At 72.9% G+C, this 13,545-nt stretch carries 14 protein-coding genes; 8 read left to right on the top strand and 6 right to left on the bottom strand.

Going from position 1 to position 13,545, the window contains the following annotated elements; genetic code table 11:
• Nucleotides 1-26 precede the first annotated feature (26 nt).
• Genes AB0K17_RS22315 through AB0K17_RS22305 form a run of 3 tightly spaced genes read right to left on the bottom strand, consistent with a single transcriptional unit; the run spans nucleotide 27 to nucleotide 2,412 of the window.
• Nucleotides 27-791, bottom strand: coding sequence for a CoA-transferase (locus AB0K17_RS22315; RefSeq protein ID WP_365983993.1), 765 nt, complete (start codon nucleotides 789-791; stop codon nucleotides 27-29).
• On the bottom strand, nucleotides 788-1,636 hold the full coding sequence (locus AB0K17_RS22310) for a CoA-transferase (RefSeq protein WP_365984035.1): 849 nt from the start codon (nucleotides 1,634-1,636) through the stop codon (nucleotides 788-790). Before AB0K17_RS22310 ends, AB0K17_RS22315 begins: the two co-directional genes overlap by 4 nt.
• Before the next feature lie 14 nt (nucleotides 1,637-1,650).
• Nucleotides 1,651-2,412 carry an enoyl-CoA hydratase family protein gene (locus tag AB0K17_RS22305; RefSeq protein WP_365983992.1) on the bottom strand — a complete coding sequence of 254 codons (762 nt, stop codon included), beginning with the start codon at nucleotides 2,410-2,412 and terminating at the stop codon, nucleotides 1,651-1,653.
• A gap of 85 nt (nucleotides 2,413-2,497) precedes the next feature.
• Between AB0K17_RS22305 and AB0K17_RS22300 the strand changes: the two genes are divergently transcribed.
• Both AB0K17_RS22300 and AB0K17_RS22295 read left to right on the top strand, forming a co-directional pair.
• Entirely contained in the window at nucleotides 2,498-3,295 is a 798-nt protein-coding gene (locus AB0K17_RS22300; protein WP_365983991.1) for an SDR family oxidoreductase, read from the top strand.
• On the top strand, nucleotides 3,292-4,203 hold the full coding sequence (locus AB0K17_RS22295; protein WP_365983990.1) for an SDR family oxidoreductase: 912 nt from the start codon (nucleotides 3,292-3,294) through the stop codon (nucleotides 4,201-4,203). Before AB0K17_RS22300 ends, AB0K17_RS22295 begins: the two co-directional genes overlap by 4 nt.
• Here AB0K17_RS22295 and AB0K17_RS22290 read toward each other — a convergent pair.
• The gene (locus AB0K17_RS22290; protein WP_365983989.1) at nucleotides 4,188-4,775 is read right to left on the bottom strand and encodes a hypothetical protein; all 588 of its coding nucleotides are present in this window, start codon (nucleotides 4,773-4,775) and stop codon (nucleotides 4,188-4,190) included. The two genes, AB0K17_RS22295 and AB0K17_RS22290, sit on opposite strands and share 16 nt — an antisense overlap.
• Before the next feature lie 789 nt (nucleotides 4,776-5,564).
• Between AB0K17_RS22290 and AB0K17_RS22285 the strand changes: the two genes are divergently transcribed.
• Nucleotides 5,565-6,044, top strand: coding sequence for a hypothetical protein (locus AB0K17_RS22285; RefSeq protein ID WP_365983988.1), 480 nt, complete (start codon nucleotides 5,565-5,567; stop codon nucleotides 6,042-6,044).
• Between the two features lie 462 nt (nucleotides 6,045-6,506).
• Nucleotides 6,507-6,737 (top strand): transposase, encoded by a 231-nt coding sequence (locus tag AB0K17_RS22280; RefSeq protein ID WP_365984034.1) that lies wholly within the window; start codon nucleotides 6,507-6,509, stop codon nucleotides 6,735-6,737.
• A 197-nt stretch (nucleotides 6,738-6,934) separates the two neighbouring features.
• Here AB0K17_RS22280 and AB0K17_RS22275 read toward each other — a convergent pair whose 3' ends face one another.
• Nucleotides 6,935-7,357, bottom strand: coding sequence for a TipAS antibiotic-recognition domain-containing protein (locus AB0K17_RS22275; protein ID WP_365983987.1), 423 nt, complete (start codon nucleotides 7,355-7,357; stop codon nucleotides 6,935-6,937).
• A 379-nt stretch (nucleotides 7,358-7,736) separates the two neighbouring features.
• Nucleotides 7,737-8,789 (bottom strand): LacI family DNA-binding transcriptional regulator, encoded by a 1,053-nt coding sequence (locus tag AB0K17_RS22270; RefSeq protein ID WP_365983986.1) that lies wholly within the window; start codon nucleotides 8,787-8,789, stop codon nucleotides 7,737-7,739.
• A 369-nt stretch (nucleotides 8,790-9,158) separates the two neighbouring features.
• On the opposite strand from AB0K17_RS22270, the gene AB0K17_RS22265 reads away from it, so the two are divergent.
• The 4 genes from AB0K17_RS22265 to AB0K17_RS22250 are packed head-to-tail and all read left to right on the top strand — an operon-like array spanning nucleotide 9,159 to nucleotide 13,434.
• On the top strand, nucleotides 9,159-10,457 hold the full coding sequence (locus AB0K17_RS22265; protein ID WP_365983985.1) for a sugar ABC transporter substrate-binding protein: 1,299 nt from the start codon (nucleotides 9,159-9,161) through the stop codon (nucleotides 10,455-10,457).
• A gap of 9 nt (nucleotides 10,458-10,466) precedes the next feature.
• On the top strand, nucleotides 10,467-11,360 hold the full coding sequence (locus AB0K17_RS22260; protein WP_365983984.1) for a sugar ABC transporter permease: 894 nt from the start codon (nucleotides 10,467-10,469) through the stop codon (nucleotides 11,358-11,360).
• A gap of 2 nt (nucleotides 11,361-11,362) precedes the next feature.
• Nucleotides 11,363-12,190, top strand: a complete 828-nt coding sequence (locus tag AB0K17_RS22255; protein WP_365983983.1) for a carbohydrate ABC transporter permease — start codon at nucleotides 11,363-11,365, stop codon at nucleotides 12,188-12,190.
• Between the two features lie 20 nt (nucleotides 12,191-12,210).
• Nucleotides 12,211-13,434 (top strand): glycosyl hydrolase, encoded by a 1,224-nt coding sequence (locus AB0K17_RS22250; protein WP_365983982.1) that lies wholly within the window; start codon nucleotides 12,211-12,213, stop codon nucleotides 13,432-13,434.
• The last annotated feature ends 111 nt before the right edge of the window (nucleotides 13,435-13,545 follow it).

The raw sequence follows: 13,545 nt of genomic DNA, 5'->3' as shown, positions 1-13,545 counted from the left end.
GGGCGTGGTGGGCAGGACGGGCGCGCTCACCGGGGCACCTCCTTCTCCCGCAGGCCCTGCGGGTCCAGCACCTCGCGGATCAGGTGCAGTTCGGCCGGGGTGGGCCGGCGGGTGCGCGGTGCGCCGGCGGGGACGTCGAGGGGGAATCCGGTGGCCTGCCGTACCTCCTCGGGCGTGACGTCCGGGTGCAGCGAGCGGACGCGCAGGCGGCCGTCGGGCGTGGCGAAGTCCAGGACGGCCAGGTCGGTGACCACGCGCCGCAGGCAGTGGTGGCGCATGGCGGACGGGCCGGCCGCGGCCGCGCGGTCGTTGCCGACGCCGCAGACCATGTCGACGCGCTCGACCAGCACGCGCGGAGAGTGCCGGGGAATCCAGTAACTGGTGGGATGGTTGAGCGTGTTGAGCGGCGCCCCGCGCACGCCCAGCAGCTGCCGGTCGGGCCGCTCCCAGGCGCCGATGCAGCTGATGTTCTGGTTGCCGTAGCGGTCGAGCTGGCTCGCGCCCATCATCACGTGCCGCCGGCCTCCCATCGCCAGGGCCAGGTGCCGCCGGTACGGCAGCCAGCCCTCGGCGACCCGCGCCCGGGCGCCGACGGCGGGCACGTCGGCGACCAGCAGCGCCTCGCCGTCCGTCAGCAGCAGGTCGGGGGCGAAGGTCAGCCGGGCCAGCCGGGCCGCGATCGTGGGGATCAGGCCCATGGGCGCGGCCAGGACCTCGCCGTCGCCGCGCCAGGCCTCCGCGCACGCCACCACGCAGATCTCCGCCCGGCTCGCCGGCCCCGTGCCGCTCACGCCGCCTCCCGTGCGCAGGCGGCGACCGCGGCCCGGTACTCCTCCTCGTCCCCCGACAGGAAGCGCGCCGTGAACGCGCGCCACGCCGCGGGGTCGGCGGCCGCCCGGGCGTACGCGGCCTGGAAGCGCTCGTCCCGCCCGTAGTCGGGCACGCAGGAGGTGAAGTGGGCGCCCTGCGGCGCCTCGATCACTCCGGTGACGCAGTGCCGCTGGACCAGCAGGCTCTGCGGGCCCGCGGCGGTCGCGAACTCCTGCGGCTCCACGACGCGTTCGCAACTGACGTACGCCTCGCGCGCGGCCTCGCAGAACAGGTCGTCGAAGTACGGGTCGGGGCCCAGGTACTGGGCGTTGCCGCGGGCGTCGGCGCGGTTGAGGTGCACCAGGGCCGCGTCCAGGGCCAGGGCGGGCACCGCGACCAGCTCCTCGCCGTCCTCGTACGGGGAGACAACCGTGCGCAGCTGCGGGTTGACCCGCAGCACGTCCGAGCCCAGGCCCGCGCGTACCGGCAGGAACGGCAGGCGGTGCGCGGCCGCGGTCAGGCCCCACATCACCATCGCCTCGTCCAGCTCGGTCAGCTCCAGCTCGCCGCGCTGCCGGGCCGCGCGGAAGTGCGGTTCGAGGGGGATGGAGTCGAGGGTGACGAAAGCCGCGACCAGCCGGCGGATGCGGCCGGCGGCCGCCAGCAGCCCGACGTCCGGGCCACCGAAGGAGACCACCGTCAGGTCCGTCACGGACGACCGCAGCAGGGCCCGTACCAGCGCCATCGGCTTGCGGCGCGAGCCCCAGCCGCCGATGCCGATCGTCATGCCGTCCGCCAGGCGGCCCACGGCCTCGTCGGCGGTCATCGTCTTGTCGGCGGTCACGACGGCTCCCTTCCATGGTGACGGCTGACGAAGGCGTCGCGGTGCCGGTCGCCGGCGCCCGCGAGCGTGGCCTCGAAGGTGAAGCCCTGTTCGTAGCGGTAGCTGCGGCGCACGTCGACGGGGTCGATGCCGTTGAGCGCGGCCTTGGCCAGGCGCAGCAGCACGCCGTCCTTGGCCGCGATCTCCCGGGCCAGGGCGAGGGCCGCACCGGCCAGTTCCGGGCGCGGCACCACGCGCCAGACCGCGCCGTGGCCGTGCAGTTCGCGGGCGGTGAGGGTGCGCGAGGTGAAGAAGAGGGTGCGCATCAGGTGCTGGGGGACGAGCCGCGCCAGATGGGTGGCAGCCCCCAGCGCGCCGCGGTCCAGCTCGGGCAGGCCGAAGACGGCGTCGTCGGAGGCGACCAGGGCGTCCGCGGTGCCGGCCAGGCCGATTCCGCCGCCCAGGCAGTGGCCGTGCACGGCGGCGACGACCGGGACGGGGCAGTCGTAGACGGCACAGAAGGCCTCCGCGCAGGCGCGGTTGACGGCCACCAGCGCGGTGTGGCCGTCGGGGCGCTGCAGTTCCTTGAGGTCGACGCCGGCGTTGAAGCCGCGCCCGGCGGCGGTCAGGACGACGCAGTTGACGGCCGGTTCGGCGCCCGCGGCGCGCACCGCGTCCGCCAGGGCGTGCCAGCCGTCGACGGGCAGGGCGTTGACGGGCGGGAAGTCGACGGTCACGACGGCGATGCCGCGCTCCGGGCGTGCGGTGGAGATGCCCATGGGCTACCTTTTCACCAAACATTTGTTAGGTGTACCGGTCGCTGTCGACGGTAGCAGCCGCCCGGTCGCCCGGGGAGGCGCGTGAATGAGCACAACCTGCTTGCTCCACGGCCGGGTCGCCCTCGTCACCGGCGGCACCCGCGGCGTCGGCGCCGGCATCGCCCGCGCCTTCCTGCACGCCGGAGCCCACGTCGTCGTCTGCGCCCGCCGGCCGCCCGCCGCCCCCGTCGAGGCCGCCGGCCGCAGCGCCCACTACCTGCCCGCCGACCTGCGCCTCCCCGGAGCCGCCGACGACCTCCTCGACCGCGTCGCCACCCTCGCGGGCAGGCTCGACGTCCTGGTCAACAACGCCGGCGGCACCCCCCACCGGCCCCTCGACGCCGCCCCCGCCGAACGCCACGCCCGCATCGTCGAACTCAACCTCCTCGCCCCGCTCGCCGCCTCCCTCGCCGCCCGGCGCATCATGGCCGGCCAACCGGAAGGCGGCAGCGTGGTGATGATCGGCAGCGTCAGCGGCACCCGCCCCTCGCCCGGCACCGCCGCCTACGGCGCCGCCAAGGCGGGCCTGGAGAACCTCGCCCGCACCATGGCCGTCGAATGGGCCCCGGCCGTACGCGTCAACACCATCGTCGCCGGCCTCGTGCGCACCGAATCCGCCCACCTGCACTACGGCGACGCCGCCCGCCTCGCCGCCGTCGCCGGCACCGTCCCCGCCGGCCGCCTCGCCGAACCCGACGAGATCGGCGAGGCGGCCGTCTTCCTCGCCTCCGACCGCGCCGCCTACATCACCGGGGCCAGCCTGCTCGTCCACGGCGGCGGGGAACGCCCCGCCTTCCTCGCCGCCGCCGGCGGGGGCCCCACGACCGAGGGAGCGGATCAGTGAACGGAATCTGCGCCGGCCGCGTCGTCGCCGTCACCGGCGCCGGCCGGGGCCTGGGCCGCGCCCACGCCCTCGCCCTGGCCGCCGAGGGCGCCCGCGTCGTCGTCGGCGACCTCGGCACCGACCCCGCCGGCACCGGCGCCAGTACGGACCCGGCACAGCGCACCGCCGAGGAGATACGGCGGCGCGGCGGCGAGGCCGTCGCCCACACCGGCGACATCGCCACCGCAGCGGGCGCGGCCTCCCTGATCGCCGCCGCCCTGGAGACGTACGGGCGCCTGGACGCCCTGGTCAACAACGCCGGGTTCGTGCGCGACCGGATGCTCGTCAACCTCGGCGAGGACGACTGGGACGCCGTCGTCCGCGTCCACCTCAAAGGCCACTTCCTGCCCCTGCGCCACGCCGCGGCGCACTGGCGCGCCGAGGCCAAGGCCGGCCGCACCCCGCAGGCGCGCGTGGTCAACACCACCTCCGGCGCCGGACTGCTCGGCAGCGTGGGCCAGGCCAACTACGCCGCCGCCAAGGCCGGCGTCGTCGCCCTGACCCTGGTGGCCGCCGCCGAACTCGCCCGCTACGGCGTCCAGGTCAATGCCCTCGCCCCCGCCGCCCGCACCCGCATGACCGAGGGCCCCTTCGCCGAGGCCATGGCCCCGCCCGCGGACGGCGGCTTCGACGCCATGGCCCCCGCCAACGTCTCACCGCTGGTGGTGTGGCTGGCCTCGGCGGACTCCGACGGCGTCACCGGCCAGGTCTTCGAGGCCGAGGCGGGCCGCATCACCGTCATGGAGGGCTGGCACCCCGGCCCCACCACCGACAAGGGAGAACGCTGGACCCCCGCCGAGGCGGGCCGCGCGGTACGCGCCCTTCTGCCCCGCATGCGCCTGCCGGGCCCGGTCTACGGCGCTCCGTGAGGCGGGCGCGTCCACAGGCTCAGGTCGCTGCTGGTGGCCACCGCGAGCGTACGTCCCGACGGGGAGAAGCCCGCCGCACGGAACTCCGAGTAGTGCGCATGGAAGACGTGCCACCAGCTCTCGCCGTGCGCTCCCCGCCGGATCCCGCCGCCGGCCGACAACAGCACCCGGTGGGCGGGCCAGTCGGGGCCGACCGCCTCCACGCACCACCCGTCGCCGGTCCCCGAGTGCAGACCGCCCCCGAAGAGCCCCGCGATGTGCACGCGCGTGCCCGCCACCGGACCGAGCCCCGGGCACGTCAGATCGGCCACCCCGTCGGGGGTGGCGTCCTCGCCGTCCGGGTCGTACTCGCGCGCGATCTTCTCCCCGGTGACCGCGTCGAAGAGCCCGTGGCCGCCGGTGGAGACCACCATGACCAGATCGTGCCCACTGCCGGGATCGACGGCGAAACCGATGCCGAGCAGCCCCCCGACGGGTATGCACGTGCGCCCGACCCGCTCCCAGGGCGCCGGCGCCTCGACGACCGGCGCGGCGAGCACCGCCTCCCGCAACCTCTGCTGGTACTCGCTCATTACAGCTCCCGCTCCTTCGGCCCCGGCCGGATCCGCGCACCGGCACCTTACTCCCGCGGGTGCGGGGACGACGGCTTCTCCGGATCGGGCTTGCCCGGGTCCCGCGAGCTAGCCCGCGGGTGTGGGGACGACAGGGCCAGCGGGGCGGCGCCCATGTGAAGCTGAGGCACTGACGTGGCACGATGCAAATCTCCGCAGGTCATAAGGCTCCGCCTAAGGCTGCAGGACAGGCTGATGACGGCCTCCCACCGCGCCCAGCGGCAGCGCTCCACGTCATCGGTCACCGCCAGTCGAGACCGGTCCCTTCGAGGTCTGCACGACCCTGCAGACACTCGCGAACCTGGGCGGCCGCCGTGGCCCCGCAGCTCCACCCGACCTCGCCACCGTCCAACGGCCACGCCATTTCGCTACCGCCCGCGCGCCCCAACTCGATCCCGTCCACGGACCGGCTAACGCCGCCCGGCGACCTCAAAGAGACGCCCGTGGATGACAAGAGCCCCGCACCCGAGAGTGCGGGGCTCTTGTCATCACCTACTGCGCCCGATCCGGGAGCCGACAGCGCCAAAATCCCACCCTGGACCTTTGGGGTATCCGTGGCGAAAAGCTGTTCCGCTTCTGGGACGATCCCGAAGTCGACCGAAATCCCGCCGGAGACCTCCCCTGGTTCAGCCGGTACCAGGAGGTCAACAGCAACGGCTGGGATGCGCTGATCGCCCTAGGCTGAACACAGCACGCCACCCCCGCCAGAAGCGATCCGTCAGCACGCTGCAGACCATAGGGTGATTCGACATGTCATTGGTGTCCTATGTAGACCTACGACCCTCGGTTCAGTACGGCACCACCGACGTTGGCACAATCGTCTTCTCCCAACGTCCCCACGACGATGGTGTCGTAGTAGTCCCAGGCGCAGGGATACGCCTCAACAGCGATGACCCGTCGGCCTGTCCGGCTGTGAGGCTCGAGCATCTCTCCCAGGCTCCGGAGAACACCCCGCCCGGCCACTGGGACTACCAGCGCAGCTTTCTCGGTGTCACGCTCGGTGACAAGGTATCTGTACTGAGCCTGTTTGGTGACCCCGTGGGGCAGCTGGAGCTCCCGAACGGCCGATACGACCTCCGCCTCCTGATGCGCCGTGACGACGTCCCCGTCCACGAGGAAGATCCTCCCCAGTTCATCGACCCAACCTACGACGAGGACGAACTCGACGACATAGACGAAGAGCCGGTGGAGCACTGGCTGATCCAATTCTGGCCCAGCATCGGCTGGTGACAGGAACCCAAGGCCACCATCTGACGTGCTCCCACCCGCCTGGGTGGGGGCACGTTACGTCTCAACGCGCCGGTTTTGCGTGCCGGGCTCGTCACTCGGACGGTCCTTCCACGACTCGGAGTGCCCGCGCAAAATGTCCTGCACCTCGGGCGAGCTGCCAACAGTGATCGCTGCGGCATGCCGCCGCCGGGCCCGCCCGGCTGCTCCACAGGCTGCTGGCTGAGATCCGGAGCTACCCCCGCAGGCGCGGGAACGACTCGAAGCCCATGCTGCTGCGGGTGGCACGGCCAACGCGGAAGGTGCGATCACATGGGACCTGAGCGTCGACTCCACGGCGTGCCGCGCTCATCAGCATGCGGCCGGGGCCCGCAAGCAGGGTGACCTGCAGAAAGAACCACAGGGTGGCGTGTTGACCGAGACCGGCGATCACGGGCCGGGACGTTCGCGCGGCGCCGGCGCGGGATCCGCTGCACCATCCCGGACAAGGCCGACCAGGCGCGCAACCGCCGGAAGCTCGGCTCCCGCGGCGGCCGGCCGCCGGGATGCGACCCGGCCGACTACCGCGAGCGTCACGCGGTCGAGTGCGGGATCAACCGCCTCAAGAGACATCGCGCTGTCGCCAGGCGATACGACAAGCTCGCCGTCCGCGACGAGGCGACCGTCCTCGTCGCGACCATTGACGAGTGGCTGTGACCCGCGGTCTCACGCAGCGGGATCCACGTTCCACGCCGCGGGCAGATCACTCCCGCAGAAGGCGCAGACGAAGTCGTCCTCACGCACGATGTTGTCTCGGCACCAGCCCGAGACCCTGGTCTCTGCTTCCTTCTCCCAGGGGCTGAGGCAGCCTGGGGCCCACCCCGTCCATGCACGTCCTGGCCCGTGCCGCCCGACTACGCCGAAGCCTCGGCCCCTGCGCTGGGGGCGAACCCGCTCCCCTGCTCGGCGAACACCTTGATCGCGGCGCCCAGGAAATCCACCAACCCGGGGTGGTAGGAATCGTGGAACGCCCTCATGGCCTCGTCCTCGGCGTAGAAGAGCGACATGCCGACGTAAGCCTCCCTGGAGGGGGTGTAGAACCGGCAGGCGATGTCGAAGTGCCTGCGGACGAGCTCCTGGACCTGCTGGTCCCCTGGCAGGGAGCCGCCGTCCAGGAAAGCCGTGATCTCCCGGTACAGGACGTCCCAGTCCTGGTGGACCCGCTCCCTGTCCACATGTTCCCAGTGGTTGGTCTCGGCAAGGCTCTTCGCCTGCTCCTCGGCCAACGACCGGCGACACTCGTCCTCGTAATTGTTGCCCACGGCACCGGTTCCCATCGTTTCGTCACCTCTCCGGTGGATCCCCGAGAGGTCGCCGACATGTCGACATCGACCGGCCGCCGATGATCAACTGCCGGTCCAGGCCGAACGGTGACACACAGCCACCGGGTCGGCAAACCATTTCTTGGACCCTCCGGCGCTCCGTCCCGGTCGGCCGGCGGCGGAAAGGCGCAGCTCGAACGGCGAGCCGTCGGAGCGGGGCGTCCAGCCGCTCGACCGCGCGGCCCGGATTCCCGCGGCTGCCGCCGCGTGGGCGCGATCAGCCGGCGACGGCCCGCAGTCGACACGCCACCCCGGGGTCCGGGAATCTGCGGGCGCGTCGTGGCTTGTCGCGCCCACGCGGCGGCAGCCGCAATTCGGCGCTGCCCCGCGCCCCTTACGGGGCTCCGCGCACCGGTCCCGTGCTCTCGCGCACGAGCAGGCGGGGGAGCGCGGCCGGGACGTCCGCCGGCGGGGAGCCATCGAGCAGGGGCAGGAGCAGGCCGGCCGCGACGCGGCCGAACGCGGCCGGGTCGCGCGCGAGCGCGGTCAGCGGCGGGTGGGCGGTGCGGCACAGCACCGAGTCCTCCCATGCCACCACCGACAGCCCGGCCGGCACCGGCACGCCGCGGGCGGCGGCGACCGCCAGGCCCGCCACCGCCATCACGTCGTTGTCGTAGACGAGCGCGGTCGGCGGGTGCGCCGAGGCCAGCAGGCGCCGGGTGACCTCCGCGCCCCGGGCGTCGGAGTAGTCGGTGGTCAAGGACGCCACCTCCGGCAGGTCGCGCGCGGCGGCCTCCGTCCGCAGGGAGGCGATCCGGCGCCGGGTGTGCGCGAGCTCCGGCGGCCCGGCGACGTGCACGATGCGCCGGTGCCCCAGCGCGCACAGGTGCTCCACGACCGAGGCCATGGCCGCGGCGTCGTCCGACCGCAGCACGCTCACCGGCGCACCCGGCGGCGCCGCGTCGCGGCCGGGGGCACCGACGAGCACGGCGGGCAGGCCCAGTTCGGCCAGCAGGGCCGGCCGTGGGTCGTGCTCGCGCGGGTCGACCACCAGCAGGCCGTCGACCCGGTGCTCGGCCCACCACCGCCGGTGCACCGCGCACTCGGCGGCCACGTCCTCCACCACCTGGAACAGCAGTCCCAGTCCGCGGGCGGCCAGCACCTCCTGCACGCCCGAGACCAGGCCGAGGAAGAACGACTCGACGCCCAGGGTGCGGGCCGGCCGCGCCAGTACCAGCCCCACGGTGGCCGCGCCCTCGCCCGACAGGGCGCGGGCGGCGGTGCTCGGCCGCCAGCCCAGCTGCTGCGCCACCCGCAGCACGCGTTCGCGCGTCGCCGCGGAGACGCCCGGGCGGCCGTGGAGCGCGAAGGACACCGCGCTCTCGGAGACCCCCGCGCGCCGGGCGACGTCCTTCATCGTCGGGCGACGGGCCGGCAGTCGGCGCATGCGCCCACACTAGGGCGTGTCCGGCGGATCACGCAGTGCCCCGTAGGGGCGCGGGGCAGTGTCCGATCTGCGGCTGCCGCCGCGTGGGTGCGACCGGCCACCGACGGCCAGGCGTGTCCGGCGGATCGCGCAGTGCCCCGTCAGGGGGGGCGGCGCAGCCGCAGAGCGACACCGCCCCGCGCCCCTGACGGGGCGCCATGGTGGCGCGTGACGACAATCCGCCGGACACGCCCTAAAGCGCATTAGCGCGCGGCGGCAGTGTTGACGCAACTCCCTTCGCGGGTGCAGGTTTTGTGCTGCCCGAATTCTTGTGCAGTCTCCGCCCGGCCCACCGGCACCACCCGGCCCGACCGAAGGAGCTCGCCGGCCATGCCCGCACCGCACAGAACCACCGCGGCCACCGCCCTCCTGCTCGCCGCGGCCCTTGCCCTCACCGGCTGCGGCACCGGCGGGGAGGAGGCCGCGGACACCCCGGCGGACGGAAAGCCCGAAGGCCGCATCACCTTCCAGACCTGGAACCTGCGGGCCAAGTACAAGGACTATTTCGAGGGCCTCGTCCGCGACTTCGAGAAGCAGTACCCGGACGTGAAGGTGACCTGGCTCGACCAGCCGGCCGAGCACTACGCCGACAAGCTCGGCGCCGATGCCGCGGCCGGCACCCTGCCCGACGTCGTCAACGTCTCGCCCGACCTCTCCCACCCCCTGGCCAAGGCCGGGCTGCTGGTCGACCTGGACAAGGAGAAGGCCGCCGCCCGCTACAAGGACGAGTACACGCCGGAGGCCTGGGAGGGCAACACCCTGCCCGGGCTGGGAGGCGCCTACTCCTTCCCCTGGTACCTCAACACCGGGCCCCTCTTCTACAACAAGAAACTCTTCAAGGACGCCGGACTCGACCCGGAGAAACCACCGAAGACCTACGACGACCTCTTCGCCGCCGCCGAGACGATGGCCCGCGTCTCCGGCGGCCGCATCGCCACCCTCGCCGGCACCCCTTCCATAGAGGACTTCGGCCGCTACGGCGTGCGCCTGATGAACGACGACGCCACGAAGTTCACCTACAACGAACCCAAGGGCGTCGAACTGCTCACCCGCTACAAACAGCTCTACGACCACGGCGGACTCGACCCGCAGGCGCTGACCAACACCCCCGAGAAATCGGGCCAGAAATTCCTGGAACGCAAAGTCGCCATGAATCCCGGCAGCGCCCACGACCTCGACACCTTCAAGAAGGACGCGCCCACCCTCTACCGCGACCTCGGCATCACCGACGCGCCCAACAACACCGGCCGGCCCAACATGTACGTGATGGGCCTGGCCGTCGGCCGGCGCAGCCCGCACAAGGCCGCCGCCATCGCCTTCGCCCACTTCGTCACCGACCGCAGGAACCAGGAGGCCTTCGCCCACCGCGTCGCCGTCTTCCCCAGCACCAGGGGCTCCCTCGACGGCCCCTACTGGACCCGCGACGACGGCACCGACGAAGGACGCGTCCGCGTCGCCTCCGCCCGCATGCTCAAGGGGGCCGTCAACTACACGCCCGTGGTGATGAGCGACGAGATGAAGACCGTCCTGAAGAACGAGGTCGCCAAGGCCCTCCAGGGCAGCAAGTCCCCCCGGCAGGCCCTCGACGACGCCGTCGCCCGCAGCAACCAGCTGCTGCGCCAGGACTGACCCCGCCCCATGCCGCGCCGCCGACCCGCCCGCGTCCGTACGCACCGCGCCGCGAGCCCCTGGCTGTTCCTGCTGCCCGGCCTCGCCGTCGTCACCGCCTTCGGCCTCCACCCCTTCCTGGCCACCGTCCGCAGCGCCTTCACCGATGCCCGCGCCCTGAGCCCCGGCCACTGGGTGGGCCTCGCGAACTTCCGCGCCATGGCGGACGACGAACAGTTCTGGACGGCCCTGCGCAACAGCACCCTCTACGTCGTCCTCGTCGTGCCGTTCACCGTCGTCCTGCCGCTGCTGCTCGCCCTGCTGGTCCACAAGCAGCTGCCCGGCGTCACCTTCTTCCGCTCCGCCTTCTACACCCCCGTCGTCGCCTCGGTGGTCGCCGCCGCCCTCATCTGGGCCTGGATCCTCGACGACCGCGGCCTGGTCAACGGCATCCTGCACACCCTCGGCGCCGGGCCGGTGTCCTTCCTCGGCGACGCCTGGCTGCTGCTGGCCAGCGCCATGGCCCTGACCGTGTGGAAGGGTCTGGGCTACTACATGGTCGTCTATCTCGCGGCCCTCGCCAACGTCCCCCGCGAACTCCACGAGGCCGCCGCCGTCGACGGCGCCGGCGCCCTGCGCCGCTTCGTCAGCGTCACCGTCCCGGCCGTACGCCCCACCATGGTGCTGGTCGCCGCCCTGTCCTCGGTGTCCGCCTTCAAGGTCTTCTCCGAGGTCTTCCTCCTGGCCGGCCCCACCGGCGGCCCGGCCGGCCAGGACACCACCCTCGTGATGCTCGTCCAGCGCGCCGGCACCGGCCTGGGCGGCCGCCTGGGCTACGCCTCCGCCCTCTCCCTCGTCGTCTTCGCCGTCGCCCTGCTGCTCATGCTGCTCGTCCTGCGCGCCGACCGGAAGGAGGACGCCTGACGATGCGCACCCCCGCCTGGGAGAAAGCCCTGCGCTACACCCTGATGCTGGCCGTCCTGGCCCTGACCGTCGGCCCCTTCCTGTGGCAGCTGTCCACCTCCTTCAAGGGCACCACCGAGGACATCTACACCACCCCGCCGCGCCTGGTGCCCCGCCACCCCACCGCGCACAACTACGCCGAGGTCGCGGACATCATCCCCGTGTGGGACTACGCCCTGAACTCGCTCAAGGTCGCCCTCGCCTCCGTCGTCACCAACGTCACCGGCGCCTCCCTCGCCGGCTACGCCCTGGCCCGACTGCGCTTTGCCGGACGCCGGGCCGCCACGCTGGTGTTCGTCGCCGCCCTGCTGGTGCCCGTGGAGTCCGTCGTCGTCGCCCAGTTCACCCTGATGCGGCAACTGCACCTGAACAACACCCTCACCGCCGTCGTCCTGCCCGGCTCCATCGGCGCTCTCAACGTCCTGCTCATGCGCGGCGCCTTCGCCGCCGTCCCCCGCGAACTGGAGGAAGCCGCCGTCATCGACGGCGCCACCGTCTGGCAGCGCTTCACCCGCATCGGCCTGCCCGCCGTACGCGGCACGCTCGCCGTCGTCGCCATCTTCTCCTTCATGGGCGCCTGGGACGACTTCCTGTGGCCACTGATCGTCCTGTCCGACCCCCGGCACTTCACCCTCACCGTCGGCCTGAACTTCCTGCACGGCACCTTCACGCAGAACCCGCGCCTGGTCGCCGCCGGAACCGTCATCGCCGTCGCCCCGCTCGTCGTGATGTTCGCCTGCCTGCAGCGGTACTTCTTCCGAGGCGTCGGGGAGGGCGCCGTCAAGGGCTAGCCGAAGGGACGGCACACACCATGCGATTCGGCGTCAACTACACCCCCACCCACGGATGGTTCCACCACTGGCTCGACTTCGACCTCGACGAGATCCGTACCGACCTCGACTCCCTCGCCTTCCTGGAACTCGACCACATCCGCGTCTTCCCCCTGTGGCCCCTCTTCCAGCCCAACCGCACCCTCATCCGCCCGCGCGCCCTCGACCAGCTCGCCCACCTCGTCGACGCCGCCGGCGAACGCGGCCTCGACGTCGCCGTCGACGGCCTCCAAGGACACCTCTCCAGCTTCGACTTCGTCCCCTCCTGGACCACCACCTGGCACCGCCGCAACCTCTTCACCGACCCCGACGTCACCGAGGCCCAGGCCGCCTACCTCCACGCCCTCGCCACCACCCTCGCCGACCGACCGAACTTCCTGGGCCTGACCGTCGGCAACGAGACCAACCAGTTCTCCGCACCACCCCACCCCGACCCCGACCCCCTCGCACCGCCCGACGCCGAACGCTGGCTGCGCCGCATGCTCGCCGCCTGCGAAGCCGGCGCCCCCGGACGCACCCACCTCCACGCCTCCTACGACATCGCCTGGTACGACGGCACCCACCCCTTCACCCCCGCCCACTCCGCCCGCCTCGGAGCCCTGACGGCCGTCCACTCCTGGGTCTTCAACGGCACCACCCAGCGCCACGGGCCCACCGGCGCCGCCACCGCGCTCCACGCCGCCTACCTCGTCGAACTCTCCAAGGCCTGGGCCGACGACCCCACCCGCCCCGTCTGGCTCCAGGAAGTCGGCGCCCCCGCCCCCCACGTACCACCCGACCAGGCACCGGCCTTCACGACGGCGACCGTCGAGGCCGTCCTCGACTGCCCGGACGTCTGGAGCATCACATGGTGGTGCTCCCACGACGTCGACCGGCGACTCGCCGACTTCCCCGAACTCGAATACGGCCTCGGCCTCCTGACGAACGACCGCCACCCCAAACCGGTGGGCCGGGCGCTGGCCCGCTGCATCCGCGAATCCCGCGGAACCCCGCCCCCGCGCCCCCGCGAGGTGGCCCTCGCCCTCGACGCGGGCGACCCGACGACGGCCCCGGGCCGTACGACGTGCGCACCGGGAGGTGCGTTCTTCGAGGCGTGGATGCGTCTCGCTGCGCGGGGCGCGCGCCCGGCGGTGGTGCTGGCCCAACGGGCCGCCGACGCGGCGCATCTGGCCGCCCGAGGCATCACGGAGGTGGTGAGCCCGTGACCGCTGGTTGCTGTCCCCCTCCAGCCCGTCCGGCGTTTGAGGACCGGGGTCCGGGGCGGAGCCCCGGGAGACGGGGAGAGGGCGGGACTGGGGCACCAGCCCGCCGCAGGC

The organism is Streptomyces sp. NPDC049585, assembly GCF_040675615.1.
Lineage (GTDB): Bacteria > Actinomycetota > Actinomycetes > Streptomycetales > Streptomycetaceae > Streptomyces > Streptomyces luteosporeus.
Note: the sequence above shows the minus strand (reverse complement) of the source record. Positions and strands in the feature narration are given on the sequence as shown.

Excerpts from the sequence above, each read along its gene's own strand:
- AB0K17_RS22310 (WP_365984035.1), bottom strand. The coding sequence starts at position 1,636 with ATGACCGCCGACGAGGCCGTGGGCCGCCTGGCGGACGGCATGACGATC.
- AB0K17_RS22305 (WP_365983992.1), bottom strand. The coding sequence starts at position 2,412 with ATGGGCATCTCCACCGCACGCCCGGAGCGCGGCATCGCCGTCGTGACC.
- AB0K17_RS22300 (WP_365983991.1), top strand. The coding sequence starts at position 2,498 with ATGAGCACAACCTGCTTGCTCCACGGCCGGGTCGCCCTCGTCACCGGC.
- AB0K17_RS22290 (WP_365983989.1), bottom strand. The coding sequence starts at position 4,775 with ATGAGCGAGTACCAGCAGAGGTTGCGGGAGGCGGTGCTCGCCGCGCCG.
- AB0K17_RS22285 (WP_365983988.1), top strand. The coding sequence starts at position 5,565 with ATGTCATTGGTGTCCTATGTAGACCTACGACCCTCGGTTCAGTACGGC.
- AB0K17_RS22275 (WP_365983987.1), bottom strand. The coding sequence starts at position 7,357 with ATGGGAACCGGTGCCGTGGGCAACAATTACGAGGACGAGTGTCGCCGG.
- AB0K17_RS22270 (WP_365983986.1), bottom strand. The coding sequence starts at position 8,789 with ATGCGCCGACTGCCGGCCCGTCGCCCGACGATGAAGGACGTCGCCCGG.
- AB0K17_RS22265 (WP_365983985.1), top strand. The coding sequence starts at position 9,159 with ATGCCCGCACCGCACAGAACCACCGCGGCCACCGCCCTCCTGCTCGCC.
- AB0K17_RS22260 (WP_365983984.1), top strand. The coding sequence starts at position 10,467 with ATGCCGCGCCGCCGACCCGCCCGCGTCCGTACGCACCGCGCCGCGAGC.
- AB0K17_RS22255 (WP_365983983.1), top strand. The coding sequence starts at position 11,363 with ATGCGCACCCCCGCCTGGGAGAAAGCCCTGCGCTACACCCTGATGCTG.
- AB0K17_RS22250 (WP_365983982.1), top strand. The coding sequence starts at position 12,211 with ATGCGATTCGGCGTCAACTACACCCCCACCCACGGATGGTTCCACCAC.